Raw genomic sequence first — 25,673 nt, 5'->3', positions numbered from 1 at the left:
TATGCGATCGTCGGCAGCGTCAGAGGTGTATAAGAGACAGGTGGGGGTGTTGCCGCGAGTCAGAACCTTTGCGTGGAGAGAGCCCCCACCCAGATCGCATCTTGCGATGCGATCTGGCCTCCCCCGCAAGCGGGAGAGGCGAAGAAGAGGAAAGAGCGGGGCGAGGGGGCGGATGAACAGCGCGTTGGCTCAGCGGCCGAACCTCACGGCGACCATCTCCTTCAGGATCTGGCGCTTGATGTTCTTGTTGGTGAGACCCGCCTTGCGCCACCACCAGCCGTCGCGCTTCATCTTCTCGGCTGCCGCGACGAAGCGGTCGCTGACCTCGGCGAAGTCGGCGTCGGTGTAGTTGAGGGTGAAGATCAGGCGGCCGGTGCCGACCCAGCTCAGCGCCAGTCCCTCGGCCCGCAGATAGTATTGCAGCATCCAGTTGTAGCGGGACGGTTCGCTGTAATAGACGGTCCAGATCGACGAGATGTTGCCGACGCGAACCGGAAGGTCCGCGGCTTTGAGCCGGTCGTTGAGCGCCCTGGCACGGCCGTTCCAGGTCTCGTCCAGCCCGTTGTAGATCGAGCGGAAGTTCGGGCTGGCGAGCCGGCTCAGGAACTCGTCCATCGCCGTCATCACATAGGGATGCGAGTTGAAGGTACCGCGGGCGAAGCAGATGTCGGCCGGGCGGTCGTCGCGGAAGCGCCGCATCAAATCCTTGCGGCCGCACACCACGCCGACCGGAAGTCCACCGGCGAGGCTCTTGCCGTAGGTCGCCATGTCGGCCTTGACGCCGAAATATTCCTGGGCGCCGCCGGCGGCGAGGCGGAAGCCGACGAACACCTCGTCGAAGATCAGGACAATGCCGCGCTCGGTGCAGACCTCGCGCAGCTGCTTCAGCCATTCGGTGTAGGCGTCGCGGTCGTAGCGGGAGGAGCGCGACGAATCGACCAGCGCGGAATCGCCGGGCGCGTTGGAATTGGGATGCAGCGCCTGCAGCGGGTTGACCAGCACACAGGCGATGTCGTTGCGCGTCCGCAGCACGTGCAGCGTCTTCTCCGACATATCGGCGAGCGTGAAGGTTTCGTGCGGCGACACCGGATTGCCGACGCCGGGCTGCACGTCGCCCCACCAGCCGTGATAGGCGCCGGCGAAGCGCACGAGGCGCTTCCGCCTGGTGTGGTAGCGCGCGAGCCGCACCGCCTGCATCACGGCCTCGGTGCCGGACATGTGGAACGAGACCTCGTCGAGGCCGGACAGCTCGCAGAGCCGCTTGACGTTGTCGGCAATGACCGGGTGGTAGGGGCCGAGCACGGGGCCGAGCGCGTGGGCGCGCTTCTCACCCTCGGCGATGCACTCCTTGTAGAAGTCGTTGCCGAAGATGTTGACGCCGTAGGAGCCGGTCAGGTCGTAGAACACATTGCCGTCGACGTCGGTGACAGTGACGCCGCTGGAGGCCTCGACGAACGCCGAGGTGCCGAGATGTTCGCGCACCAGGCGGCTGTACTGGAACGGCACGCGATAGGTTTCGGTGAACTGCAGGTCGGAGATGCACTCCGTCACCTCGGCGGTCAGCGCGCGGCCCTTGGGGTAGCGATCCCCGTAGAGGCCGGCGAGGCGGAAGAAGCCGTCCTGGCGCTGCATCGCGATGTCCTTCGGCGCGCCGTCGGAGCGGAAGAAGTCGTCGATGTCGAATTCGTAGTGCGGGACCATCCGCGCGACCATCTTGGACATCTTGGAATGTCCGGTCAGCGAGCGGTGCTTGGCGCGCGACAGCGCGAAGCGAGCCTGAATTTTGGGGAAAGCTGCGGCGGCGCCGGCAAGCGCGGCGGCGGACAGCGAGAGAATCGGAAGGGATGTTTCCATGACAGAAGCGCTAGCCTCAGCACCTAACAGATTCATGACAGTCAAGGGCCTGATCTCGGCATTCACCCAGCAGGAAGACCTCAATTTCCTGCTCACCAACCGGATTCCGCGGGCGGCGCTGACCCGTTTCATGGGCTGGTTCTCCAAGGTCGAGAACCCCCTGGTGCGCGACGCCTCGATCGCCTGCTGGAAGCTGTTCTCCGACCTCGATCTGTCGGAGGCCAAGAAGACCGAGTTCAAGAGCCTGCACGATTGCTTCACCCGCGAGCTCAAGCCCGGCCTGCGTCCGGCCGCAGCCGATCCTGCCATCATCGCGAGCCCGTCGGATGCGATCATCGGCGCGCATGGGCGGATCGAGGACGGGCAATTGTTCCAGGTCAAGGGCGCGCCTTATTCGCTGCTCGATCTGGTCGGCGATCCGGCGCTGGTGGAGCAGCACCGGAACGGCCGCTTCGTCACGCTGCGGCTGACCTCGAGCATGTATCACCGTTTCCACGCGCCCTATGATCTTGCTATCGACAAGGTGACGTTCATTCATGGCGACGTCTGGAACGTCAATCCGATCGCGCTGAAGCGGATCGAGCGGCTGTTCTGCAAGAACGAGCGCGCGGTGCTGCGCGCCAAGCTTCCAACTGGCGAAGCACTGACGCTGGTTCCGGTCGCCGCCATCCTGGTGGCGAGCCTCCGCCTGCATTTCCTCGATATCACGCTGAACGCGCAGTCGCGGGGCCCGGTGGATTTTCCCTGTGACGCGCATGTGAAGAAGGGCGATGAGCTCGGCTGGTTCGAGCACGGCTCGACGATTATCGTGCTGGCGCCCGGCAATTTCGAATTCTCTGACAATGTCGCGGAGGGAACGCGGATCAAATGCGGCGAACCGTTGCTGCGAAAGCCTTTATAGCCTTGTTTCCATCGCGCTGATCGTTTGAGCATGAAAACCGGCTTCCACTTTTCGAGATCATGCTTAAGATAGTCGGGATCGTCGTGCGACGATCCTAAATCGCAAACCTGATGGACACGAGATGGCGCGGACGCCTGTTCTGGCGGCGGGAGGCATTGTGCTGCGGCGGGAGACACCGCCGCGCTTTGCCGTCGTGCGCCTGCGCAAGCGCAATGAATGGGTGTTGCCGAAAGGCAAGCTCGACGACGGCGAGACGCCGCGCGCCGCTGCCGAGCGCGAGGTGCTCGAGGAAACCGGCCACGACGTCGACGTGCACGAATTCCTCGGCACGCTGGTCTATGATTCAGGCGGCCGTTCCAAGGTGGTGCACTACTGGCGCATGGATGCCGGCGGCAAGCCGGTGCGGTCGCTGATGAGCGACATCCGCGAGGTGGACTGGCTGCCGCTCGATGCGGCGCTCGAGCGTCTGTCGCGCGGTTATGAGCGCGCGTTCCTGGAAAATGTCGGACCGATCGCGTTGCAGGCCGCTGCACTCGCCGAGCGCGACCGGCGCGCGCGGGCAAGGGCCGTGGCCGCGGAGCGCCGGCGGAGTCGCGAAGCCGCAGTGCCGCAGGTCATCGACGAGCAGGAGGTCGCCGACGCGCCTGATGTTGCCGATGCGGCTGCGCCGGCGGAGGCGCCGGCCATCGATCAGCCGCCGCTGGCGCAAAGCGAACCCGATCCGCCGGTCATGGCGCCGCAAGACGTTCCGGTGGCCGCACCCGATGCAGCTGCCGAGACCGAGCGGGGCGCCGAGACGGTCATCCCTGAACAAGCGCTGCCATTGGTGCACGAGGTCGTGCCAGCCGGCGCGGCACCTCAGCCCGCGCCGCGCAAGAATCTGATCGAACGCGTGCGCGACTGGCTGCGTCGCGCGGCGTGATCATCCGCACATCTGACGTCGTGCCGTTGGCTGCCAGGCGTCGATGTCGCGCTGCAAGGCAAGACACTCGGCAAGACGCTTGGGCGAACCCAGGTCACGCGCCAGAAGCTGTGCTGCATGAACTTCGGCCATGGCACCGCGAACGTCTCCATGCTCCAGCTGGAGGCTGGAGATCTGAAGCCTCAGCCGCACGATCTGAACCCGCCCTTCGATGCTGGACCACAGCTGGCGAGCGAGATGGAGATGCCGCATGGCTGTTTCATGATCCTGCCGGGAAAGCGCGAGGATCGCCTGCGCTTCGTTGGTGAGCGCGCGGATCGAGGGCATCGGCCAGCGATCCGGACTTCCCGAAAGTTCGCAGATCAATGCCTTCGCTCGAGCGGTCCGATGCGTGTGTGCGGCAACCAGCGCCAGATGCGCGAGCAGGATTCCGCGCCGCTGCAGCGTCCACCAGGTCTTGCCGATCAGGCTCCGCTCGAGGCTGGCATAGGCGGCTTCCGCTTCGCCTCTTGCGAGCAGCAGCATGGCGCGGCCCGGTTCCGGGCACCAGCCCAGCGTGTAAGCCCTGTCATAGGCTTCGAGCGCTGCGTCGTCATTGCCGATCGCCGCCTGAATATCGCCCAGCACCCGGTTGGCATCGCCCAGCGACCACGGCGCATCGCTGGTCAGGCGCGCGAGCGCGTCCCGAATGCGCGCCAGCGCTTCGTCGAGCGAGCCTCGGATGCCGAGCACCTCGGAGCGGTGCAACTGGCATGAGCCCGTCAGTTCCATGCCGCTGCCCGAGCAGAAATTCTGGTAGCTCCGCGTCCACTGGTCGGCGCGTGCCCAATCTCCGAACATCCGGGCCGCCCAGAGGATGTTGCAGTAGAGGTTGCCGCCCATGATCGGGTCCAGATTGTTGCTGGACAGCGCAACTGCGGCGGCATGGTCCTGATCGGCCAGTCCTCCGTGTGTGTCGCCGAGGCACAGCCGATAGAAGCCGCGGTAGGCCAGGCTCAGCGCTTCGATATTGATCGCATCCTTGTATCTGACGGCGGTGTAGGCGGCGTCGGCCAACGCGAGTGCCTGTTCCGGCTCGCCATCGAAAGCAGCCAGTTTCGACTTCATCCATAACACCAGGGCCGTCGTCGGGGGATCGTCGAGCGTTGAAGCCCAATCCTCCGCCCGCGCGAGCCAGCCCTTTCCGATCGCGGCCTGGCCGCTTTCGAAATGCAAGGCCGAGAGTGCTATCGCATCGACCGTGGCGCCTGCCGCGTCACCGGCCTGGCTGCGTGCGGCGACCGCGCGAACCAGAATCGGAATCGCTGCCGTGGCCCTGCCGAGGCACTGCAGGGCAAGCGCCCAATCGTGGAAATCCTCAGCGTTGAGCTGGCTGCTGTCATCCGCGCTCGCGAACAGCGTCGCTGCCTGCAACCACAATTGTCCGGCCGCTGCGCGTCGGGCGAGACCGATCGCACCGACGGCGCCATCGACTTGCTTGGGGTCGATGCGTTCCGGCTGCCTGATCTCGGACTCGAGGAAAAAGCGATAGCCTTTGCCCGGCAGATTTCGGATCGCGCCGTCCATGCCGCCGTTGCGGAGCGCGGCGCGCAACGCACTCACCGCCCGCTGCAGTGAGTTGTCGGTGACCGTCACATCCGGCCAGACGGCTTCGAGGAGTTCTTCCTTGGAGATGACCCGCTCGCGGTGTCGAACCAGATAGATCAGCAGATCGAACACACGCGGCTGCAATGGGACCTCTTGGCGCGCGCACAGCAGCACGCGTCCAGCTTCATCAAGCTCGAACAGTCCAAATGAGAATGCCATGTGTATGAGTTGGGGCTCGGCGGAAAAGGTTCAGGCAAAGATCAGACAAAGATCAGGCAATGATCAGTCCGCGGTAAGGACAGTCGGCATCGACGGCGTCTATAGCTCATCATGGCTCGCCATGAGCGCCTGCCGTTCAATAACTGCAACCGAGGAGATTTCGATGGAACTCTATGTCATTCGCCGTCCGAGCGCCTGGGCGAACATGAGCGAGCTGGAACTCGCCGGCGCGACATCCGCCAGGATCGGCGACGAGCAGATGCCGGACCGCGTCCGCTGGATCCGCAGCTATGTGGTGCATGAGGCGGATGGTCGCATCGGCACATTCTGCATATACGAGGCGCGTGACGGTGACTCGATCCGGGAGCATGCGCGCTGCGTCGGCATGCCGGGCGAGGAATTCTACAAGGTCGCGGCAACCGTGGTGGTGCGTGGTGATCCGGTCCAACCGCCCATTGCAGCCGAATGACGCCTGCGCGGCGTCGCATGGCGTATCCCGGCCAAACCTGATCCGGGACGCCATCACACTTCGATCAAGGAAACGATTATGTCGATTTCATTCATGGAGTCCGTTTCAAATCCGGTACGAAGGCATTTTTCCTTCCTGCTTTTGCGTATCCGCCGGATCGTCAATCAATCGGTCGCAGGCATGCTCGCACATCGCGAGCGGCAGGCCAGTCGCCTGATGCCGCGCGAGGCCGGCGGCCGTCAGCCGAAGGGCGCCGGCAGCCGCTGCTCGGGGCCGGTCGTGCGAAGCGCACTGCTCGGGCTGGTGATCGCGGGTTTGTCCTCACCCATGTTCACCAGAGCGGAGGAGCCTGTCGTTCGGGAGCATCGTGCAGCTCCGGCGCAGCAGGCCGCCTCGACTCAGCGTAGCAGCCACGGCTGCAGGCATCGCTCGGATTGGAGCATAGTTGCCGCATCGACCATCCCGGTCCTGCTCGACCGCCGCACGTAGCGCGCAGCACATTTGAAGTCATTGCACTGCTCGACGCCGTTTTGGCGCAACTCGCGGACTTTCGGCGAGGCCGGCGGCCTTGCCACGAGCCGCATCACATTTCAAAGGAGATGCACATGAACGTTCAGACCGAAATGCCGACCATCGATCTCGCCGCCGTCAAGGCGCGCCAGCAAGCCACCTGGAGTTCGGGCGACTACGCGATCGTCGGCACCACGCTCCAGATTGTCGGCGAGATGCTCTGCGAGGCAGTCGACCTGCGCAGCAATCAAATGGTGCTCGACGTCGCCGCCGGCAACGGCAATGCGACGCTGGCCGCGGCGCGGCGCTTTGCCGACGTGGTCTCGACCGACTACGTCGCGGCGCTGCTCGAGCGCGGCCGCGAGCGGGCGGCCGCGGAGCGTCTGCCCGTCACGTTCCAGGAAGCGGACGCGGAGAAGCTGCCGTTTGCCGACGCGAGCTTCGACGTCGTGCTGTCGACCTTCGGTGTCATGTTCACCGCCGATCAGCAGCAGGCGGCGAATGAATTGCGCCGCGTCTGCCGCATCGGCGGCAAGATCGGACTTGCGAGCTGGACGCCGGAAGGGTTCATCGGCCAGGTGTTTAAGACCATCGGCAAATATGTGCCGCCGGCGCCGGGCGTGAAGTCTCCCGCGCTGTGGGGCACCGAGGCGCATCTCGGCGCCTTGTTCGGCGCGCAGGCGACGCTTGATGCCAAGCGCAGGCACTTCAATTTCCGTTACAGGTCGCGCGAGCATTTCCTCGAGATCTTTCGCACCTATTACGGTCCGGTGCTGAAGGCGTTCGGGGCGATCGATCCGGTCAAGCAGCAATTGCTCGCCGCCGACATGTTCGGCCTGATGGACCAGTTCAATATCGCCAGGGACGGCACGCTGGTGATCCCGGGTGAGTATCTGGAGGCTGTGATCACCAGGCGGGGCTGATCTGCCGCTCGCCTTTGGTCGATCTGCGCGTGGCGCCGGCGTTCTCGCCGGCGCCATTCGCACGTTTGATCGACATTGATGCGATCGCTCGGTTACTGACGCTTGTCCCTGGGCGGAGGCTTCGCGCCGCGCGGCGGAGGCGGCGCGCGCCGTTGCTGGAAGCCTGGACGCGCCTGCACGGCGGGCCGTTGCATGCCCGGACGCCCGCCCGGTACGGCCTGCTGGATGCCGGGTCGCATCTGGCCGGGCGCTTGCGGCACAGGCTGCGCGGTGCCTTGGCGCGGCGCGCCCGATTGACCCGGCTGGGGCGCTGGTTGTCCTGGCTGGCGCACGCCGCCCGGCGCCTGGGTGCGGCCGGGCTGCAGACCGCCTTGACGTGCCGGCGATTGTTGTCCGCCGGGTTGCGTCGCGCCGCCTTGGCGCGCGGGCTCTTGCGTGGGGGCTTGGCGCTTTGGCTGTTGTCCCGCCGGCTGTTGTCCGGCTGGCGTCTGGACGCCGGGCGCGTGCGGCAGCGTCGCGCCGCCGGGTTGGCCCGGCAGCGCATGCTGTGCGCCGCCTTGCTGCTGCGTGCCGGGCTGCTGCTGCGAACCTTGCCGGCCAGGCGCGCCCGGTTGCTGGCCCGGACGGTTCTGCTGACCCGGCTGCTGCGGGGCGTTGCGGTTCTGGCCCGGCAGGCCGTTCTGCCGCTGCGGGTTCGGCTGCACCGGCTGGCCGCGGTTCGGATAGGGCGCGGCCGGATTGGCCCTGCGGAAGTCGGGATTGGCGCGGCGGAAGTCGCGCTGCTCGGTCACGACCTGACGGCCCAGCGTCTGCGCGCTATGGACCTGGCGCACAAAGCCCTGGTCGCGCGTGATCTGTTGCGGCGAGATCGTCAGCGGCACCGCGGCGAAGCGGGCGCCGCCGGTGCCCGGACGAATCGCAAAGCCGCTCGCGCCGCGCGTCAGCACGCCGAGCGAAGCGCCACTGCGGTCGTTGACCTCGATGCGGCCGACATGTCCGTCGGCGTCGGGATAGAGCTTGATGCCGACATTCCTGCTGGTCGCGGTGGCGCCTTCGGGCACCTCGACGAGGCCGGTGGTGCCGCGGATGCCGAGCGTCGCTGTCGGGGTCGAGATCTTCATGTCGCCGGTCTTGGCGACCGCGGCGGCGACGAAGGCCGCCGTTCCCTTGGTGACGTTGAACAGCGCGCTGTTCTGCTGGCCGCCGTCCTCATAGACATAATTGTCGATCGTGATCCTGGCATTGGCGCGCAGGTTGAAGGTGGTGCCGTCGTTGAAGGTGATGCCGAGCGCGGAGGTCGCCGATGTCGCGACCTCGTCATTGGCAAAGATGTCGTCGCGGATCTGCAGCGGCGTCGCGGTGTTGTTGCGCGTGACGGTCGCGGTTCCTGTCAGCGTTGCCACGTTACCGATCGGCTCCGGCGCCGCGGGCTGCGCATTCGCGGCCGGCGCCGGCGTTGCAGGCGCAGGTGTTGCGGGAGCAGGTGTTGCAGGAGCAGGCGTAGCCGGCGTCGTACTCGGCGCCGGGGCAGGCGCCTGTGCAGGCTGCGCCTGTGCGAGCTGCGTCAGGTCGGGCGCGGCATTGGCCGTTGGTTGCCAACCGATCGTGATGCCGGCGCCAAGCAGAAGCGCAAAGAGAAAGCTGCGGCGCATCACCATCGATTCCCGGGGAGGCAGTGGGCACGGCAATTGAGCCGCGTCAGGCTGAATGCCGGATGAACGGTCCCGCCTTGTTGTCATGACGAACCGAAACGATCAAGCACCGCGCTCCGTTGCCGGAAGCGCGGTGCCTGGTCGCTGTTGGGGTTTTGGTTAGCCGCGCTTGTGAGGAGTGATATTGAGCGGTTTCGCCGGCTTGGTCGCGGGCGCGTAGCTCGCGGGTTGCGCAGCCGCCGGCGGCACGTAGTGGAACACCGCCTTGCAGCCGTCGCTGAGCAGCGCGCGCTGGCGGATCATGCAGGCGGTGACGCGATCGACATCGGGGATTTCCGAGCTGCACAGCCGCATGGCGTCGCTGGTGCACATCTGCTGCTGCTCGTCGGTGTAGGCAAAGGACGTCGAGGTCAGCAGACCGAGCGTGAACGCGGTTGCCGCCAGCAGTTTGCCGTGACGAAGCGCGGAAGCGGTGAAAGCCATCATGTCCCCCTTGTGATCGCGCTGAAACAGCGCGTTGTCGAAACCATCACTAGGCAGGCTTGGTTTCGGCAATTCTTCGTCGCCAGGGCAAAATGGTTTCGTCGCGCGGGCCGTTTGTTTCGTCAACCACATCCCGATCGGGGGTTACGGCGCCGCGGGCGCCTGTGCCCCTTCGAGCGCGAGCACGGCCTCGCGCTGGGCCTCCGGCATGGTGCGGATGCGGCGCCTCGCGATCAGGCGGAGCGCGGCAAAGCCGCCGAGGAACACCACGATCTTGCTCACGATGCCGAAGATCGGCATCACGACGGCCCATGTCGTGATCCCGCAGGTCAGCGCGACGAAGGCGTTGACACCGGCGGAGACGAACATCAGGGCGGCCCAGGCATAGCCGACCTTGACGGCGACATCGGGCACGACCTTCTGTGCGATCTCGGGCAGGTAGCGGTTGAGCCAGCCGGGCTTCAGCATCACGATGCCGACGATCGCGTAGATCACGCTCGGCTTGAACAGCACGAAGCGCGGGTCATGGGTCAGCAGCGTGGCGGTGCCGGCGCTGACGACCAGGAACAGGCTGAGCCACTCCATGGTGTCGATCCGCTTGCCGCGCACCATCTGGACGCCGATCTGCACGACGCCGAACGCGATGCCGAGGCCGACCGCGAGCGCGGTGTTGTGCGTCAGCAGGAACAGAACCAGAAAGACAAGCGTCGAGGCGAGGTCGAGGGCCAACAGCCTTGCCGCGGTGAGGAAGTGCTTCATTGATTGCCAGCCGCCCGCAGGTTCAATTCATTCTCGACAATGCGGCTCTTATAGCGGGTCCGGCGACCCACATGAAGCTACCGCCGGGCAGATACAAGCCATTACCTGAAGGGCAACTGGCAAAACTCGACCCGCCATTGCACGGCGCAGCCCTGCACGCGCATCGCATGCGAGCCCCTCATCGCGATCGTCGGGTCGTAGTTGCGGCCGGAGTGAACGCAAAACAGCAAAGCGCCCGGCGGGAGCGGCCGCCGGGCGCTGAACTCAGGCCTGGTCGAATGTTCTAGAACACGCCGAGAATGATGGCGCCGACGAAGGCTAACGCGATGTACGCGGCCACAATGCTCAGCTTGCTCAGCAGAGGACTCGCGAAATCCATTCGGGAAACTCCCTCGGTTCACAACGCTGCCCGCATTAACGTCAAAGCTAGCAAGGGGTTCCAGGCCGAAAAAGGCAGTCTTGTTGTCAGGCTCGCTATTCGCGGCAATGCCGCATTGCGATGCGCGGCTCAAATAGCCGCCGAATCAAGGCGTTGACGCGCCGCAAATATATTCGGCGGCGGTACCGGTTCCAGGCGCCGGATGGCAGTACCGTTCGGATGTCCGTCGGTTGCTCTCGGCCCTGCTGCCCGCATCGTGAGCCTGTGTCGTTGCGCCGCAAGGCAGCGCCGTCATTTGTTGTGCGCCTGTCACAAACCATACCCAGATTGCCGCCGGAATGACCGGGGCTCTACCCCGGTATTAAGTACTTGGGGGCGTTACGTGAAATCTGAGTTTCTGAGCCGCGCAAGCCGGCTTGCGCTGGCTATTTCTGCGACTTCCTTGGGGATCTCCTGTCCGGCGCTGGCCGCAAGCTTCAGCACTCCTCCGAACAGCACGACGGCGCAGACCGTCTCCAACAATGACACCGGCGCGGTCGCTGCCGGCAGCAGCCTGTCGGTGACGGGCACGGCGATCACCTGGATCACCGGCCTGTCGTCGCCCGGCGTCGTCATCACCAACAACGGCACCATCTCGGCGACGTCGCGCGGCATCGACACCTCGAGCAGCGCCATCAGCGGCAATCTCACGCTGATCAACAGTGCCGGCGCGGTCTTCACCGCGTCCAACGATGCATTCCGGATCAATGGCGGCCTGAGCAGCGGGTTGGTCACCTTCGACAATGCCGGCACCATCCAGTCGACGGGCAACGGCCGCGTCTTCGACTTCGTCAACGCGACGTCGAACACCACCGTGTTCTCGATCACCAACCAGAGCGGCGGCACCATCAGGTCATCAGGCAGCGACGTGATGCGGATCGGCGGCGGTACCACCACGATCACCAATTCCGGCATGATCGACGCGACCAATACGGCAGGTTCCCGCGCGATCCGCGCCACCACCAATCTCAACAACGTGATCTCGCTGTCGGTCGTCAACAATGCGGGCGCGACGATCCAGTCGGCGGACGATGCCATCCAGATCAACGGCGCGTCGGGCAGCAACAGCACGACCGCGGCCAGGTTCTCGGTCGACAATGCCGGCACCATCAAATCGGCGACCGGCCAGGCGATCGACTTCGACAATCTCACCTCGACCGCCGCGAGCGTTCACATCACCAACCGCGCGACCGGCTCGATCACCGCGTCCAATGCGGATGCGATTCGTCCCGGCGAAAACTTCACCATCGACAATTACGGCCAGATCATCGCCAATGGCACGATCGATCCCGCAACCGGCCGGCCCAGCGCCGATGCAATCGATCTTCAGGGCGGCCACAACGGCACCGTCAACAACTATGCCGGCGGCCTGATCTCGGGTGCCAAGAACGGCACCGCGGGCGACGCCGGCACCATCACGGTCAACAATTTTGCCGGCGCAACCATCATCGGCCGCAACGGTGCGGGCGTCGGCGGCGGCAACGCCATCGTCACCAACTACGGCACCATCACCGGGGCGATCGACGGCGTCTCGACGCGCAGCGATGGCGACGGCATCGATATCGACAATGTCCTGACGCTGACCAATTACGGCATCGTGCAGGGCACCGGCGCAACCGGCGCCGATGACGGCGGCCGCTTCAACAACAGCGAAGGCCTTGCGATCGGCGGCGGCACCATCCGCAACTACGGCACCATCAGCGGTGCCGCGGCGGGCATCGTCGTCAACAACGATTCAAATCCGGATAATTCGCGCAGTGGATCGGCGGCGCTCGACCTGATCAACTATGCCGGCGCCACCATCGTCGGCAACAACAGCTACGCGATCCGCTCCGAGAACAAGACCGGCAATGCCGCCGTCGACAACGACAGGATCGTCAACTACGGCACGATCATCGGCAACGGCACGATTCCCGATCCCAACGGCGTCACGCTGCTGCAGAACGGCACCCCCGATACCGGCTCGGTCGGCACGCTGAACGGCGTGACCTATACCGGCACCGGCTCGACCCGCTTCATCCGCGGCGACGGCGCGGCGATCCAGACCGGCGAGGGCGCCGACGTGCTGTCCAACTACGGCACCATCATCGGCAATACCGGCCGCGCGATCAGCATGGAAGGCGGCGACGACACACTCAATCTCTATGGCGGTTCGTCCATCACCGGGCGGATCGATGGCGGCGTCGGCACCGATACGCTCAATCTGTTCGGTCCGGGCACGGGCACGCTCTCGAACGTGATCAATTTCGAGGTGCTCAACGTGCAGGGCGGCGTCTGGACCGTGACCGACACGCAGAGCTACCAGAACGGCACCAACATCGGCTCCGGCGCGACGCTGTTGGTCAACGGCTCGCTTGGCAATGCCGTGACCGTCAATGCCGGCGGCACGCTCGGCGGCAATGGCAGCGTCGGCAATGTTCTGGTCAATGGCGGCACGCTGTCGCCGGGCAATTCGATCGGCACCCTGACCGTGCAGGGCAGTCTCACCTTCACCGCCGCATCGAGCTATCTCGTCGAAGTGTCGGCCGCGGCGTCCGATCGCACCAACGTGACAGGTGCGGCAACGCTCGGCGGCGCCACGGTCAACGCGTCCTTCACCGGCAGCACGTTCCAGAAGCAGTACACCATCCTCAACGCAGCCGGCGGTGTCAGCGGCCGTTTTGTCGGGCCGGTCAACAGCAGTTTGCCATCGAACTTCACCTCCAGCCTGGGCTATGACGCCAACAACGTCTATCTCAACCTGGCGCTGAATTTTGCCGCAGCTTCGAAGCTCAACGGCAATCAGGCCGCGGTCGGCCATGCGATCAGCAACGCCTTCAACAGCACGGGCAGCATTTCCGCGGCGTTCGGCGCGCTCACGCCGGCCGGGCTGACGCAGGCGTCGGGCGAACTCGGCACCGGCTCGCAGCAGACCACGTTCGATGCCATGAACATGTTCCTCGGTCTCATGACGGATCCCTTCACCGAAGGGCGCGGCGGCATGCCTGCAAATGGCGGCGCGTCGCAATTCGCTGATGACATCATGAGCTACGCATCGACCGGCATGTCGCATGCGAACGCCGCGCGCGACGCCTATGCCGCTATCTATCGCAAGGCGCCGCCACCGCAGACGTTCGAGCAGCGCTGGAGCGTCTGGGCGGCGGGCTTCGGCGGCGGACAGAGCACCGATGGCGGCACCGCCGTCGGATCGAATTCGACGACGAGCCGCATTTTCGGTGTCGCTGTCGGCGCCGACTACCGGATCTCGCCCGACACGATCGCGGGCTTTGCGCTCGCCGGCGGCGGCACCAGTTTCAGCGTGGCCAATGCGCTCGGCGGCGGACGCTCCGATCTGTTTCAGGCCGGCGCCTTCATCCGTCATGGATTCGGTCCGGCCTATCTGCTGGGTGCGCTTGCCTATGGCTGGCAGGACGTCACCACCGATCGCACCGTGACGATCGCCGGCGTCGACCGGCTGCGCGCGCAGTTCAACGCCAATGCGCTGTCGGGCCGGATCGAAGGCGGCTATCGCGTCATCACGCCGTGGTCGCTGGCGCTGACGCCTTATGCGGCCGGACAGTTCACGACCTACGATCTGCCGTCCTATGCCGAGCAGGTGCTGTCGGGATCGAGCGCGTTCGCCGTGGCCTATGGCGCCAAGACCGTCACCGCCGCGCGCAGCGAACTCGGCGTCCGCAGCGATCGCTCGATCGCGTTGCAGGATGGCATTCTCAGCCTGCGCGGCCGACTTGCCTGGGCGCACGACTACAACACCGATCGCGGCGTTGCCGCGACATTCCAGACGCTGCCGGGCGCGTCCTTCGTGGTCAACGGCGCGGCGCCTGCGAGCGATGCGGTGCTCACCACCGCGAGCGCGGCGATGAACTGGACCAGCGGCTGGTCGGCGGCGCTCACCTTCGAAGGCGAGTTCTCCGACGTCACGTCGTCCTATGGCGGCAAGGGTGTCGTTCGCTACACGTGGTGATGGCGATCATCCCGGCAGGGCGCGTGTTGCCCTGCCGGGTTCCGTCGCATGGTTAAGGACAGCTGAAAACAACGCATCGAAATGCGTTGAAGAGTCTTTAATCAAATTCGCAGAACCTCCGCGCCATGACGCGTGGAGTTCGTTTGTATCTCGTCGGCTCCCTTGTCCTTGTGTCGCTTGCTGGTTGCGGTCGCGGTCTGTTTCAGACTGCCGAGCGCGAACCGTGGCGGGCCGAGGCCGAGGCCGCATGCCTGAAGTCGGGTGCGGTCAAGGAGAGCGCCGACCTCGTCCGCATTGATCCGATCTCCGGTCCCGGCGTCTGCGGCGCCGAGTTCCCGCTCAAGGTCGCCGCGCTCGGTGAAGCCAGTTCAGCTTACGGATTTGCCGACGACAGCCTGCGGCCGCCGGCATCAGTCGGCAACCAGCCGCGCTGGCCGATCAACCGCCAGCCGTCTCCGCCGCCCGCGCAGGCGCCGTATTCCAATCAGGCCGTCGGCCAGCCGAGCTATGGCAATGAGCCGAGCTATGGCAGCCGTCAGAATGGGCCGGTCTCGCTGTCGGCGCCCGGCGTTCCGCCGCAACAGGACGAGATCGATCTGCCGCCGGATGGCTCGCCCGACGCCAGGGGCGAGCGACCTTATTATCCGGGCCTGCCTTCCAATCCGCAACGCGACAGCGCGGCCGCGCCCTATTCACCGGCACCGTATTCCCAGCAGCCGCCCGGCGCGCCACCGCCGCCGCGGCTCGGTCCCTCGAGCGGCAATCCGGTGGTGACGGTCGGCCCGGTCGCGGTGAAGCCGGCGGCAACGCTGGCGTGTCCGATCGTCTCGGTGCTCGAGCGCTGGCTCGCCGATTCCGTGCAGCCGGCGGCGCAGCGCTGGTTCGGCGCGCGTGTCGTCGAGATCAAGCAGATCTCGGCCTATTCCTGCCGCGGCATGAACGGCAATTCGCACGCGCATATTTCCGAGCACGCGTTCGGCAATGCGCTCGACATCGCAGCCTTCACGCTGGCCGACGGGCGCCGCATCACCGTGAAGGATGGCTGGAAGGGCCTGCCGGAAGAGCAGGGCTTTCTGCGCGACGTCCAGGCCGCCGCCTGCCAGCAATTCACCACGGTGCTGGCGCCGGGCTCCAACGTCTATCACTACGACCACATCCATGTGGATCTGATGCGCCGGGCCAGCCGGCGCCTGATCTGCCAGCCCGCCGCCGTCTCGGGCGAGGAGGTCGCGGCGCGTGCCGGCGGCCGTAGCCCCTATGCAACGCGCGAACCTTATGTCACAGGATCGCTCGGCGGCAGAAAGCCGGCCCCGCGGGGTAAGGCGGGGGTCAACGAAGAAGACGAATTCGCCGACGAATAGGGGCGCGTCTGATACCCGTATTTTTACTGGGTGACACCGTGCAAACGGTAGCCACTTTTGTTGCATATGCTCGCTGAGTCGGGCGCACCCGGCTGATTGTTTGGGGGATAGCTTTGCAAGACGCGCCGATCATTCTCGTCATCGAAGACGATCGTGATCTTCAGATGATGGTGGAGGACGCCTTGAGGGACGGCGGCTATGAGCCGGCGATCGCAGGTTCGGGCGAGGAAGCCCTGACGCTGCTGAAGGCGTTCCGCACCAAATACAGTGCACTGGTCACCGACATTCGCCTGCTCGGCCGGCTCGACGGCTGGCGCGTGGCGCGCGGCGCCCGCGAGATCGATCCGTCATTCCCGGTGCTCTACATCACCGGCGGCGGCGGCGATGAGTGGCCGACCAGGGGCGTGCCGGACAGCGTGCTGCTGAACAAGCCGTTTTCGCCCGATGAACTGGTTGCGGCCGTGGCGAAGCTGCTCGAGAATGCCGCGTAGGCCTCAGCGATTGATCGCCCCCGCGAAATCGGCGATGCGGAGGTCGTACGGGGCAAACGTGTCTTCCAGGCCGGCATGAATGACTTCGCACAGTCGATCACGGCGGCAGCTTCCCTGATAGCCGGTCGCGATCCGGTCCTGCTTGGGATCGTCGCATTGTCGTTGCGTGTCAGCCTGCTGGCGAGCCTGCTCGCGCTGCTGATCGGCGCGCCGATCGGCGGCTGGCTTGCGATATCGAGATTTCGCGGACGGCAGGTGGTGATCGTGCTCGCCAATGCCTGTCTCGGCCTGCCGCCGGTCGTGGTCGGCCTCGGGCTTTATCTCCTGCTGTCGCGGTCCGGACCGCTGGGCTTCGCCGGGCTGTTGTTCACGCCGACGGCGATGGTGGTGGCGCAGGTCATCCTGGCGACGCCGATCGTGGTTGCGCTGGTGCATCGTCCGGTCGCGCTGCTGTGGGCGGAATATGCCGACCTGATCCGCACCGACGGCCTGTCCCGCCTGCGCAGCCTTGCGCTCGTGTTCTCGCTCGGCCGCGCCTCGCTGCTCACCGCGTTCCTCGCCGCGTTCGGCCGCGCCATCGCGGAGGTCGGCGCCATCATCATCGTGGGCGGCAATATCAGCGGCTATACGCGAACGATGACGACCGCGATCGCGCTCGAGACCAGCAAGGGCGAGCTGGCGCTCGGCCTCGGGCTCGGCGTCATCCTGCTTGCGCTGAGCGTGAGCGTCAGCACGATCGCGTTTCTGCTAGTGCGCGGCGTTGGGGAAAAATAGCTGCTCGCCGCCGACCTTGTAGCCGGCGACGGCCGACTGCCCGGCCTGCGAGACCAGCCAGTCGATGAAGGCCTGGCCGTCCGCGGCCTTCACCGTCGGATGCTTCGCCGGATTGACCAGCATCACGCCGTACTGATTGAACAGCCGCCGGTCGCCTTCGGTCAGCACGGCGAGCTCGCCGCGATTCTTGAACGACAGCCAGGTGCCGCGGTCTGACAGCACATAGGCATTCGACGCCGACGCCATGTTGAGCGCCGGACCCATGCCCTGGCCGATCTCGCGATACCATTGGCCTTTCGCCGAGCCGAGATCGACGCCAGCCGCTTTCCAGAGCCGCAGCTCGGCCTCGTGCGTGCCGGAGTGGTCGCCGCGCGAGATGAAGGCCGATTTGGTCTCGGCGATCTTGCGCAGGGCGTCCGCGACATCCTTGTCGCCGGCGATATGCGCCGGATCGGCCTTCGGGCCGACGATGACGAAATCGTTGTACATGACGTCATATCGCCTGGTCGCAAAGCCCTCGGCCAGGAACTTCCCTTCGGCCACGCGATCATGCACGAACACGACGTCGGCATCGCCGCGCCGTCCGACGTCGAGCGCCTGTCCGGTACCGACCGCGACCACCTTCACGGCAATGCCCGAGGCCTCCGAGAAGCGCGGCAGAAGATAGCCGAACAGGCCGGACTGCTCGGTCGATGTGGTCGAGGCCACGATGATGGACCGAGGCTGGGCGAGCGTGGGGCCGGCGAACAACAGCGCGGCGGCGATGAGGAGGAGGTTTCGAACGAACGATGTCATGTGAATACTGCGTACCGGAGAATGATGTCGGTCACCTTGCCGCATTTCGTCCGGTGACGCAAAGCAGGCGCGATGTCGCGCGCTGCGATCGGCGGTGCTAGGGTCGCCCCGAACGAAGCATGAGGAAAGGATATCGGATCATGGCAGCAGAGAAGGTCGCGCTCGTTACCGCAGGCGGCAGCGGCATGGGAGCGGCGGCGGCGCGGCGCCTTGCGGCCGATGGTTTCCGCGTTGCGATCCTGTCGTCGTCGGGCAAGGGCGAGGCGCTGGCGAAGGAGCTCGGCGGCCTCGGCTTCACCGGTTCGAACCGTTCCAACGATGATCTGAAGCGCGCCGTCGACGGCGTGGTAGCGCGCTGGGGCCGCATCGATGCGCTGGTCAACAGCGCCGGCCACGGCCCGCGCGCCGGCGTGCTCGAACTGACCGACGAGCAGTGGCACACCGGTCTCGACGTCTATCTGATGAACGTGATCCGCCCGACGCGTCTCGTCGCACCTCACATGCAGGCGCAGAAGTCGGGCGCGATCGTCAACATCTCCACCGCCTGGGCGTTCGAGCCGAGCGCGATGTTTCCGACTTCGGCGGTGTTCCGCGCCGGGCTCGCCGCGTTCACAAAACTGTTCACCGACAGCTACGCCGCCAGCAATGTGCGCATGAACAACGTGCTGCCGGGCTGGATCGACAGCCTGCCGGCAACCGACGAGCGCCGCGACAGCGTGCCGATGAAGCGGTACGGCAAAGCTGAGGAGATCGCCGCAACCATCAGCTTCCTCGTCTCCGACGGCGCGGGCTACATCACCGGCCAGAACATCCGCGTCGATGGCGGATTGATGCGGTCGATTTGAGGACTTGCCGAACGACCGGAAAGTGAAGCTAGCCGGCGTCGCGCTGAAATCGCCGCCCAGGCTGTAGAAGATGATGGCCCGGAAGGGTGTTGCGACGCAATCCAAGAAACGGCGCGAGATCGCTAAGTGCGCGACGTCGCGCGCTTTCGCCATACCCGCAAGTCAGCCATGACCTTTATGCTCGCGCCCAGCACCAGTGTGCACAGCGCAGTCTTCGACACCGTCTCCATCGTCCCCTCGACCAGCATGCCGTGGATCACGCTGCCTGCGACGATGATCACCGCAAGCGACATATGGGCAAGGCGCCATGTTCGCGGTCGCAGTCGCAATCGCCGGCGCAGTGCCGCCAACAGCGCGACGGCGAAGATGGCCCACATGGCGATCACACCCCACGGGGAGAACGGCGTCGGCGATGAGAAGAGCAGGGCGTCGATCATGTCCGGCGGACTGGTGATCCAAAGGCCGGCGACATGGATCACCACCGCCGCGACCAGCGCGCCTCCAATCCAGTGGTGTGCTCGCCGTCCGCGATAAGCGGCCAGTCCCGGCAAGTATCCGCCAATCAGCAAGGGCTGAACGAGCGCAAGACCCAGCGCGACAATCCCTGCGAATCCCGCCAGGATGTAGACCGGACCGCGCCATGCGAGCAGTGGGCTCGCCGCTGCCGCGGCGATCGGCACGCAAACGGCGGCCACAAGGGCGGCCCAGATCAGGGTCGCCCGGGCCAATCTCATCCTGTTTGATCCCAACCCGGTCAGGCCGGCTGAAGCACGAAATGCGCCTCAAGGCTGGTATCTTTTGCGCTCCGCATCACGGGACGCAGAAAGACGGTTTTGAATTCACCGCTGTCATAGGCGAGGTGACCATGCGGTTGGCCGAAGATCGGAATGATCTGCGGTATCTCGAGACGGAACGCCCCGTTCTTGTCGGTAAGCGTGGCGCCATGGCTCTGCGGCTCGTGCTCCTGCCCTTCGGTCGTGTGCGCCCAAATCTGGATGCGTTGCCCGGCAAGCGGAGCCCCGTCGCCGGCGCGGCGTACGGTGCCGCTCATCCAGAAGCCGCCTTTGCCGATCCGATCCACAATCGGCGCACCCTTGCGGTAGTTGTTCGACCCGCCCGCCATCGAGTCAGTCGGTGCGAGGCCTTCCGCGCGGGCGGGTAGCAGGAGCCCGGCAACCCCGGTTGCCAGGGCGGACCCGCCAGCGACGAGCAGGATGCGACGGTTGAACACGACGGTGGTCATGTGGATTCTTCCTCCTGGCGACCGTGCAATTGCTCCGTCCAAGCTACAACAACAGCCGCGAGGTGCCCAGCTGAGGGGCGCGATAGGTCGCAGAGTTGTGAATGGGCGTGCCGGCCGCTCGACCCGCGTCATTGGCGAGGCAAATTGATGCCTCCGTATATGCGGTGCGGTGGGATTGCGTCGGTTCGCGCGCAGTGATGGAATGCGGCGTCGACCTTCCGCCATGTGCCCGGGCCCGCAGCAACACCACTTGCGTCTACGCGCTGCGCGGCGCGCTCCAGGCCGCGCGCGTCATAATTGCGGCGACCTCTGATTGCGTTTGTCGTGATGACAAACTGAAAGCGCAGGGCTAGCCTTCCGTCAAATCAAAACATACGGGAGGAATGGCATGCCAGACGCAGCAGTTGCAGCACGCGCTTCAGACTCCACGCAGAGCGGAACCACGCAGCAAGTCGACGTTGCGGTGGTCGGCGCCGGCTTCGCCGGACTTTACCTGCTGCATCGGTTGCGCAAGGCGGGCTTCTCGGCGGTTGCGCTCGAAGAGGGCGCCGATGTCGGCGGCACCTGGTACTGGAATCGTTATCCCGGCGCGCGCTGCGACATCCAGACCATCGACTACAGCTACACATTCGATCCCGAGCTCGATCAGGCCTGGACCTGGTCGGAGAAATACGCCACCCAGCCGGAAATCCTGCGCTATCTCGGCTTCGTCGCCGACCGCTACGATCTGCGTCGCGACATCAGGTTCGGCACCAAGGTCACGAAGGCGACCTGGAACGATGCGACCGGGCGCTGGCAGATCTCGACCAACAACGGCGCCAACGTCTCGTGCCGCTACTACATCATGGCGACCGGCTGCCTATCGTCGCCGAAGCCGCCGGAGATCGACGGCGTCAAGGATTTCAAGGGCGAGATTTATTTCACCGGCCGCTGGCCGCATCAGGGCGTCGATCTCAAGGGCAAGCGCGTTGCCGTGATCGGTACCGGATCGTCGGGCATTCAGTCGATTCCTTTGATCGCCGAGCAAGCCGCGCAGCTCACCGTGTTCCAGCGTACCCCGAACTTCGCGCTGCCTGCGGGCAACGGCCCGGCGCCGGAGGATCGCAAGACGTATTTCGAGAGCGACCGCGCCGCCTATCGCGAGCAGGCGCGCCAGTCGATGGCCGGCGTGCCCTATCCGCAGCAGACCGTGGTGAGCTGGCAACTGAGCGACGCCGAGCGTCGCGAGCGGTTCGAGAAGGCGTGGGCGGCGGGCGACCTCGTCCACATCCTGACCCAGCTCTGGGCCGACCAGGCGGTCGATGTCGACGGCAACAGACTGGTCGCCGATCTGATCCGCGAGAAGATCGGCGCCGTGGTCAAGGATCCCGAGACGGCGGCGGCGCTCGCCCCGCACGATCATCCGTTCGGCGCCAAGCGTCCCTGCCTCGATACCAATTACTACGCGACCTACAACCGTCCGAACGTGACGCTGGTGAATCTGCGGCAGGAGCCGATCAAGGGGATCACCGCCAGCGGCATCTTCACCAACGGACGCAAGTTCGATGTCGACGTCATCGTGTTCGCCACCGGCTTCGACGCGATGACCGGCGCGATCATGGCGGTGCATCCGATCTCCGGCCGTGGCGGCAAGTCGTTGTCGGATGTCTGGGCGCATGGACCGCAGACCTATCTCGGCGTCACCGTCGCGGGCTTCCCCAATCTCTTCATGATCACCGGTCCCGGCAGCCCGTCGGTGCTCTCGAACATGGCGGTCTCGATCGAGCAGCATGTCGACTGGGTGGTCGACCGCATCGCCGCGCTGCGCGACGGCGGCTTCACCACGATGGAAGCAACCGACACCGCGCAGGCCGGCTGGGAACGCCACATGGCCGATTGCGCGACGCTGACGCTGCATCGGCTCGCCAACACCTGGTACACGGGCGCCAACGTGCCCGGCAAGCCGCAGGGCGTGATGCCGTATACCGGCGGCGTCGGCCCGTATCGCAGCATCTGCAACGAGGTGGTCGGCCGCGGCATGCTCGGCTTCAAGCTCTCGGGTCCCGGCGTTGCCGAGCAATGCAATGACGGCGAGATCGTGCGGCTGCAGCCGGATGTGCGGCTGGTGCTGAATCTACTCGGCGAGATGAACCTGCCGCCGCTCGAGACGATGGGGGCGCAGGGCGCGCGCGACTTCCTCACCGAGTTCAACAAGGGCCGTCCTGCCGGCCGCCCGGTCGGCGAGGTCGGCAGCGGCATGCTGCAGGGCGCGGACGGTCCGCTGCCGTACAAGCTCTACCGGCCGGCGACGCCGGGGCCGCATCCGATCGTGGTGTATTTCCACGGCGGCGGCTGGGTGCTCGGCGACGAGATGTCGGACGATCCGTTCTGCCGCGATCTGTGCCGGCGCACCGGCATGATCATCGTCAGCGTCGGCTATCGCCATGCGCCCGAGCATCGCTTCCCGGCCGCGGCCGAGGACGGTTTTGCCGCGGCGCGCTGGATCGCAGCCCATAGCGCCGAACTCGGCGGCAGGGCAGGGCCGCTGCTGGTCGCCGGCTGGAGCGCCGGCGGCAACATCGCGGCGGTCACCTGCCAGCTCGCGCGCGATCGGGGCGGGCCCGAGATCGCGGGCCAGCTCCTGATCTGTCCGGTCACCGATTCCACATTCGACCGGCCGTCCTATATCGACAACGCGGCCGGTTACTTCCTGACCCGCGGGCTGATGTACTGGTTCTGGGACCTGTACTGCTCGCCGGCCGATCGCACCGACCCGCGCGTCGCGCCGCTGCGCGGCAAGCTCGAAGGCCTGCCGCCGGCATTCATCGCGACCAGCGAGTTCGACCCGCTGCGCGACGAGGGCATCGCCTATGGCGACGCGCTCGCCAAGGCCGGCGTCAAGGTCGAGCAGCTCAAGGCGCAGGGCCACTTCCACTCATCGTTCGTGATGGTCGACGTCATCATCACCGGCGTCAGCGGCCGCGTGAAGATGGCAAAGGCGCTGCGGCGCTTCGCCGGCCTGCCCGAGGAGGTCGAGCAGGACAACGTCGCCGCGCCGGAGGTCAACGCGGCGGCGAACTAGATCGGGTTTGAATTGCAGCCGCGCTCCCTCTCCCGCTTGCAGGCACTTGCGGGGGAGGCGCGTTGCGAAAATATCGAAAACAACCCCATGCAAAGGAGTCGGCGGTGGCAGGCGTTCGACCAAGCCACTTGACACGTCGGGCAACTCACGGATATATTTCTAATATCCAGAAATCGCGCAGACGCACGCTCGCCTCAGCGTGCGTGTGGCATTTGCGTGCTCTGTAACCGACGTTTCCACGTCGTTATGGCCAATAGCCATATGCGATAGCCCTGCGCTTGCGGGGGAGGTGCAGCAGTCTGCCGCGAGACCTTTCAACCTGACTTCATCCTGCGCTAACCGAGCTCGAACGTCGTGACGCCGAACACGCGATCGATCCGCAATGGCGGGATCGCGCCGGTATACATCCGCGCGGTCTCGAACACCGGTGACAGCCCGAGGTTTTGCGCCAAGGCGACGGCGTCGCGGTTGATCGCGGGGACGTCGAGGAAGATCTCGCCGCCGCCTGCGCTCGCGAGCAATGCCGACAGGATGGCCTCGGCGCCGGCACGGTCATCGGCCACCAGCGGGCCGATCTTGCGGCCGGTCCGGCAGGGGCGGATCACGCCCCAGCCGGCCAGCCTGCCGTCGCGCATCAGCGCGCGTCCGACATGTCCCGATGTGTTGATCCAGGCGCGCAGGAATGCCGGCCGCGGTGCGGGAAACACCGTGGCGTCATCGGCCTCGACCAGCGCCATAGGCACCTCGGTCAGCGCGACGATGCCGGCGTTCGGCGCGGACGGTGCGGTGACCGTGCCGCCATAGCGCACATTGGCGTAAGCGAGCGCGAAGCCGGACTTCTGGTAGTTCGCCTGCTGCGCCACCACACCATCGAGCCCGATCACGCGCGGGCGCGCATGCGCGATGGCCGCATTCCAGATCTTCAGGCCGTGGCCGCGGCCGCGCAGGTCCGGGCGCACGATGTAGAAGCCGAGGAAGGAAAATTGCGCGCCGTAATTGACGCAGGAAATCACCGCGGCAGGCTCGCCATCGAGCTCGCCGATGAAGAAGCCCTGCGGGTCCTCGGCGGCAAAGCAGGCCGCATCGGCGAGACCGGGATTCCATCCCTCCGCGGCGGCCCAGTCGATCGCGAGCGCGATCTCGTCGGGCTGCATCGTGCGTATGATGATCTCGTTCATGGCCCATGATCTCTTCGCGCCGGTGTTATTGATCGTGCACATCGACGGCGGGAGAACAATCCCCCTTGGGGGCCTAAAGAGCGTGGGTCCTTCAAGCTGATGAGGCCGCAGGGACCGCGCAAGGTGCGGCGCCATGCTCAGGCGATCTGCAGGACGAGGCTGACCAGTTCGGGCTGGCGGTGCGTGCCGGTTTTGGCGAAGGCCGACTTCAACTGGTTGCGTGCCGTGTCACGAACGATCCCGAGCCGTTCGGCCGCGTCGGCGATCGAGAGGCCGCCCGCGAGCAGCGCCACCAGCCGCGCTTCTGCCGGCGTGAGGTCGAATGCCTGCGCGATCAAGCCGGGCTCGGGCATCGCGCGTGGCGTCAGATTGACGAAGACCAGCATCGCCCGCGCGCCGAGGAAGACGTTGCGTGCCGCACCGTCGACCGGCAACACGCGCAAGACCACCGGACCCTTGTGCGTACGGCGGATCAGGATTGGCTCGATTGGCAGCGCCGCGCGCTCGGGTGCGGCGCGGATCAGATCGACGACTTGATCAAACCGCGCCTGTGCCGCTCTGTCGCGCACGATCAGCCGGCGATCCCTGATCCTGATGTCCGCATCGAAGCCGGCATCGGCGGCTGCGTTGTGATCGATCACGAGGCCGGCACGGTCGAGTACGGCGGCCGGCTGCCGCACCCGATCGAGGATACCGGTCATGGAGGCGAGCGCGATGCGGCCGACCACGGTCGACAGTGTCGCTGTCTCCGTCAGGCGCGGCCCCAGTTGCGCCAGTAGCCGCGTCTCGCGTGTCTCGAAAAGTCCCTCCTGTCCGGTGCGCTGCAACGTCAGCACCCACGGTGCGCTGTCGGCCCAGAAGCCGATGCCGGCGAACCATTTGAAGCCGAACGGATACAGCACCTCATTGTACATCGGATCCGACCGGATCTGCTCGGGCGTCAGCAAGTCCTGATCGGTGATCACTTCGCCGGCCATTGCTCGCGGAACGCCTGGAGCGCGAGAGTCCTGCTCATGCCAGTTGTGTGCGAAGTAGAGCTGCACCATCTCTTCGGTCGACGCCGTGCGCGGCACGTCCGGGGTCCGCACGTCGCTTTGCAGCAGCACGGCGCCGGTTGCGCCCACCGCTTCGCAGATCGACGTCATGATGTCGGTCCACGCTGTCGGGTCGACCACCGCGTCCCCCAGCCGCGCCATCACGCTGGACATTTGATCTGGGTCGATATCCCCGTTCATGCAGGGAATTGTCGCGCGAGGTGGCGTCG

At 65.7% G+C, this 25,673-nt stretch carries 21 protein-coding genes; 11 read left to right on the top strand and 10 right to left on the bottom strand.

Annotated elements, in window-relative coordinates:
* Window positions 1–189 precede the first annotated feature (189 nt).
* Window positions 190–1,854 (bottom strand): aminotransferase class III-fold pyridoxal phosphate-dependent enzyme, encoded by a 1,665-nt coding sequence (locus AC1VNY_RS23860; protein WP_482407005.1) that lies wholly within the window; start codon window positions 1,852–1,854, stop codon window positions 190–192.
* Window positions 1,855–1,888: 34 nt separating this feature from the next.
* Here AC1VNY_RS23860 and asd point away from each other — a divergent pair, with 34 nt between their 5' ends.
* Together asd and AC1VNY_RS23850 are read left to right on the top strand one after the other, a co-directional pair.
* Entirely contained in the window at window positions 1,889–2,755 is an 867-nt protein-coding gene (asd, locus tag AC1VNY_RS23855) for an archaetidylserine decarboxylase (protein ID WP_482407004.1), read from the top strand.
* 121 nt (window positions 2,756–2,876) lie between these two features.
* Window positions 2,877–3,677 carry an NUDIX hydrolase gene (locus AC1VNY_RS23850; protein WP_482407003.1) on the top strand — a complete coding sequence of 267 codons (801 nt, stop codon included), beginning with the start codon at window positions 2,877–2,879 and terminating at the stop codon, window positions 3,675–3,677.
* On the opposite strand, the gene AC1VNY_RS23845 is transcribed toward AC1VNY_RS23850, so the two are convergent.
* Window positions 3,678–5,483 (bottom strand): winged helix-turn-helix domain-containing protein, encoded by a 1,806-nt coding sequence (locus AC1VNY_RS23845; protein ID WP_482407002.1) that lies wholly within the window; start codon window positions 5,481–5,483, stop codon window positions 3,678–3,680.
* Between the two features lie 163 nt (window positions 5,484–5,646).
* Here AC1VNY_RS23845 and AC1VNY_RS23840 point away from each other — a divergent pair, with 163 nt between their 5' ends.
* The 3 genes from AC1VNY_RS23840 (at window position 5,647) to AC1VNY_RS23830 (ending at window position 7,385) form a co-directional block, all read left to right on the top strand.
* On the top strand, window positions 5,647–5,952 hold the full coding sequence (locus AC1VNY_RS23840) for a nickel-binding protein (RefSeq protein WP_028332582.1): 306 nt from the start codon (window positions 5,647–5,649) through the stop codon (window positions 5,950–5,952).
* A 78-nt stretch (window positions 5,953–6,030) separates the two neighbouring features.
* A complete protein-coding gene (locus AC1VNY_RS23835; protein ID WP_482407001.1) occupies window positions 6,031–6,441 on the top strand; it encodes a hypothetical protein in 411 nt (136 codons plus the stop codon).
* Window positions 6,442–6,557: 116 nt separating this feature from the next.
* Window positions 6,558–7,385: a class I SAM-dependent methyltransferase gene (locus tag AC1VNY_RS23830; protein WP_482407000.1), complete on the top strand. Its 828-nt coding sequence runs from the start codon at window positions 6,558–6,560 to the stop codon at window positions 7,383–7,385.
* Window positions 7,386–7,477: 92 nt separating this feature from the next.
* On the opposite strand, the gene AC1VNY_RS23825 is transcribed toward AC1VNY_RS23830, so the two are convergent.
* The 3 genes from AC1VNY_RS23825 to AC1VNY_RS23815 form a co-directional block, all read right to left on the bottom strand.
* Entirely contained in the window at window positions 7,478–9,037 is a 1,560-nt protein-coding gene (locus tag AC1VNY_RS23825; protein WP_482406999.1) for a FecR family protein, read from the bottom strand.
* A 159-nt stretch (window positions 9,038–9,196) separates the two neighbouring features.
* Entirely contained in the window at window positions 9,197–9,523 is a 327-nt protein-coding gene (locus tag AC1VNY_RS23820) for a hypothetical protein (protein WP_482406998.1), read from the bottom strand.
* A gap of 141 nt (window positions 9,524–9,664) precedes the next feature.
* Window positions 9,665–10,279 carry an inner membrane-spanning protein YciB gene (locus tag AC1VNY_RS23815; protein ID WP_482406997.1) on the bottom strand — a complete coding sequence of 205 codons (615 nt, stop codon included), beginning with the start codon at window positions 10,277–10,279 and terminating at the stop codon, window positions 9,665–9,667.
* A gap of 761 nt (window positions 10,280–11,040) precedes the next feature.
* Here AC1VNY_RS23815 and AC1VNY_RS23810 point away from each other — a divergent pair.
* The 4 genes from AC1VNY_RS23810 to AC1VNY_RS23795 all read left to right on the top strand — a co-directional run bounded on the left by AC1VNY_RS23810 (window position 11,041) and on the right by AC1VNY_RS23795 (window position 17,287).
* The gene (locus AC1VNY_RS23810; protein WP_482406996.1) at window positions 11,041–14,661 is read left to right on the top strand and encodes an autotransporter domain-containing protein; all 3,621 of its coding nucleotides are present in this window, start codon (window positions 11,041–11,043) and stop codon (window positions 14,659–14,661) included.
* Window positions 14,662–14,786: 125 nt separating this feature from the next.
* Entirely contained in the window at window positions 14,787–16,022 is a 1,236-nt protein-coding gene (locus tag AC1VNY_RS23805) for an extensin-like domain-containing protein (RefSeq protein WP_482406995.1), read from the top strand.
* A 113-nt stretch (window positions 16,023–16,135) separates the two neighbouring features.
* Complete coding sequence (locus AC1VNY_RS23800) at window positions 16,136–16,513, top strand: response regulator (protein ID WP_016845813.1); 378 nt, start codon at window positions 16,136–16,138, stop codon at window positions 16,511–16,513.
* A 75-nt stretch (window positions 16,514–16,588) separates the two neighbouring features.
* A complete protein-coding gene (locus AC1VNY_RS23795; RefSeq protein ID WP_016845814.1) occupies window positions 16,589–17,287 on the top strand; it encodes an ABC transporter permease in 699 nt (232 codons plus the stop codon).
* On the opposite strand, the gene AC1VNY_RS23790 is transcribed toward AC1VNY_RS23795, so the two are convergent.
* On the bottom strand, window positions 17,261–18,082 hold the full coding sequence (locus AC1VNY_RS23790; protein WP_482406994.1) for an ABC transporter substrate-binding protein: 822 nt from the start codon (window positions 18,080–18,082) through the stop codon (window positions 17,261–17,263). The genes AC1VNY_RS23795 and AC1VNY_RS23790 overlap by 27 nt on opposite strands.
* A gap of 140 nt (window positions 18,083–18,222) precedes the next feature.
* On the opposite strand from AC1VNY_RS23790, the gene AC1VNY_RS23785 reads away from it, so the two are divergent.
* Window positions 18,223–18,927: an SDR family oxidoreductase gene (locus AC1VNY_RS23785; RefSeq protein WP_016845816.1), complete on the top strand. Its 705-nt coding sequence runs from the start codon at window positions 18,223–18,225 to the stop codon at window positions 18,925–18,927.
* A gap of 122 nt (window positions 18,928–19,049) precedes the next feature.
* Here the strand turns inward: AC1VNY_RS23785 and AC1VNY_RS23780 are convergent, their stop codons facing one another.
* Together AC1VNY_RS23780 and AC1VNY_RS23775 are read right to left on the bottom strand one after the other, a co-directional pair.
* Window positions 19,050–19,661, bottom strand: a complete 612-nt coding sequence (locus AC1VNY_RS23780) for a ferric reductase-like transmembrane domain-containing protein (RefSeq protein ID WP_482406993.1) — start codon at window positions 19,659–19,661, stop codon at window positions 19,050–19,052.
* A gap of 20 nt (window positions 19,662–19,681) precedes the next feature.
* The gene (locus AC1VNY_RS23775; RefSeq protein ID WP_482406992.1) at window positions 19,682–20,170 is read right to left on the bottom strand and encodes a peptidase associated/transthyretin-like domain-containing protein; all 489 of its coding nucleotides are present in this window, start codon (window positions 20,168–20,170) and stop codon (window positions 19,682–19,684) included.
* Window positions 20,171–20,558: 388 nt separating this feature from the next.
* Here AC1VNY_RS23775 and AC1VNY_RS23770 point away from each other — a divergent pair, with 388 nt between their 5' ends.
* Window positions 20,559–23,231 (top strand): flavin-containing monooxygenase, encoded by a 2,673-nt coding sequence (locus AC1VNY_RS23770; RefSeq protein WP_482406991.1) that lies wholly within the window; start codon window positions 20,559–20,561, stop codon window positions 23,229–23,231.
* Between the two features lie 335 nt (window positions 23,232–23,566).
* Here the strand turns inward: AC1VNY_RS23770 and AC1VNY_RS23765 are convergent, their stop codons facing one another.
* Window positions 23,567–24,409: a GNAT family N-acetyltransferase gene (locus AC1VNY_RS23765; protein WP_482406990.1), complete on the bottom strand. Its 843-nt coding sequence runs from the start codon at window positions 24,407–24,409 to the stop codon at window positions 23,567–23,569.
* A gap of 137 nt (window positions 24,410–24,546) precedes the next feature.
* Window positions 24,547–25,617: a helix-turn-helix transcriptional regulator gene (locus tag AC1VNY_RS23760; protein WP_482406989.1), complete on the bottom strand. Its 1,071-nt coding sequence runs from the start codon at window positions 25,615–25,617 to the stop codon at window positions 24,547–24,549.
* Window positions 25,618–25,673: the final 56 nt, after the last annotated feature.

The organism is Bradyrhizobium ferriligni (assembly GCF_056837965.1).
This window is presented reverse-complemented; position numbering and strand designations above follow the sequence as displayed.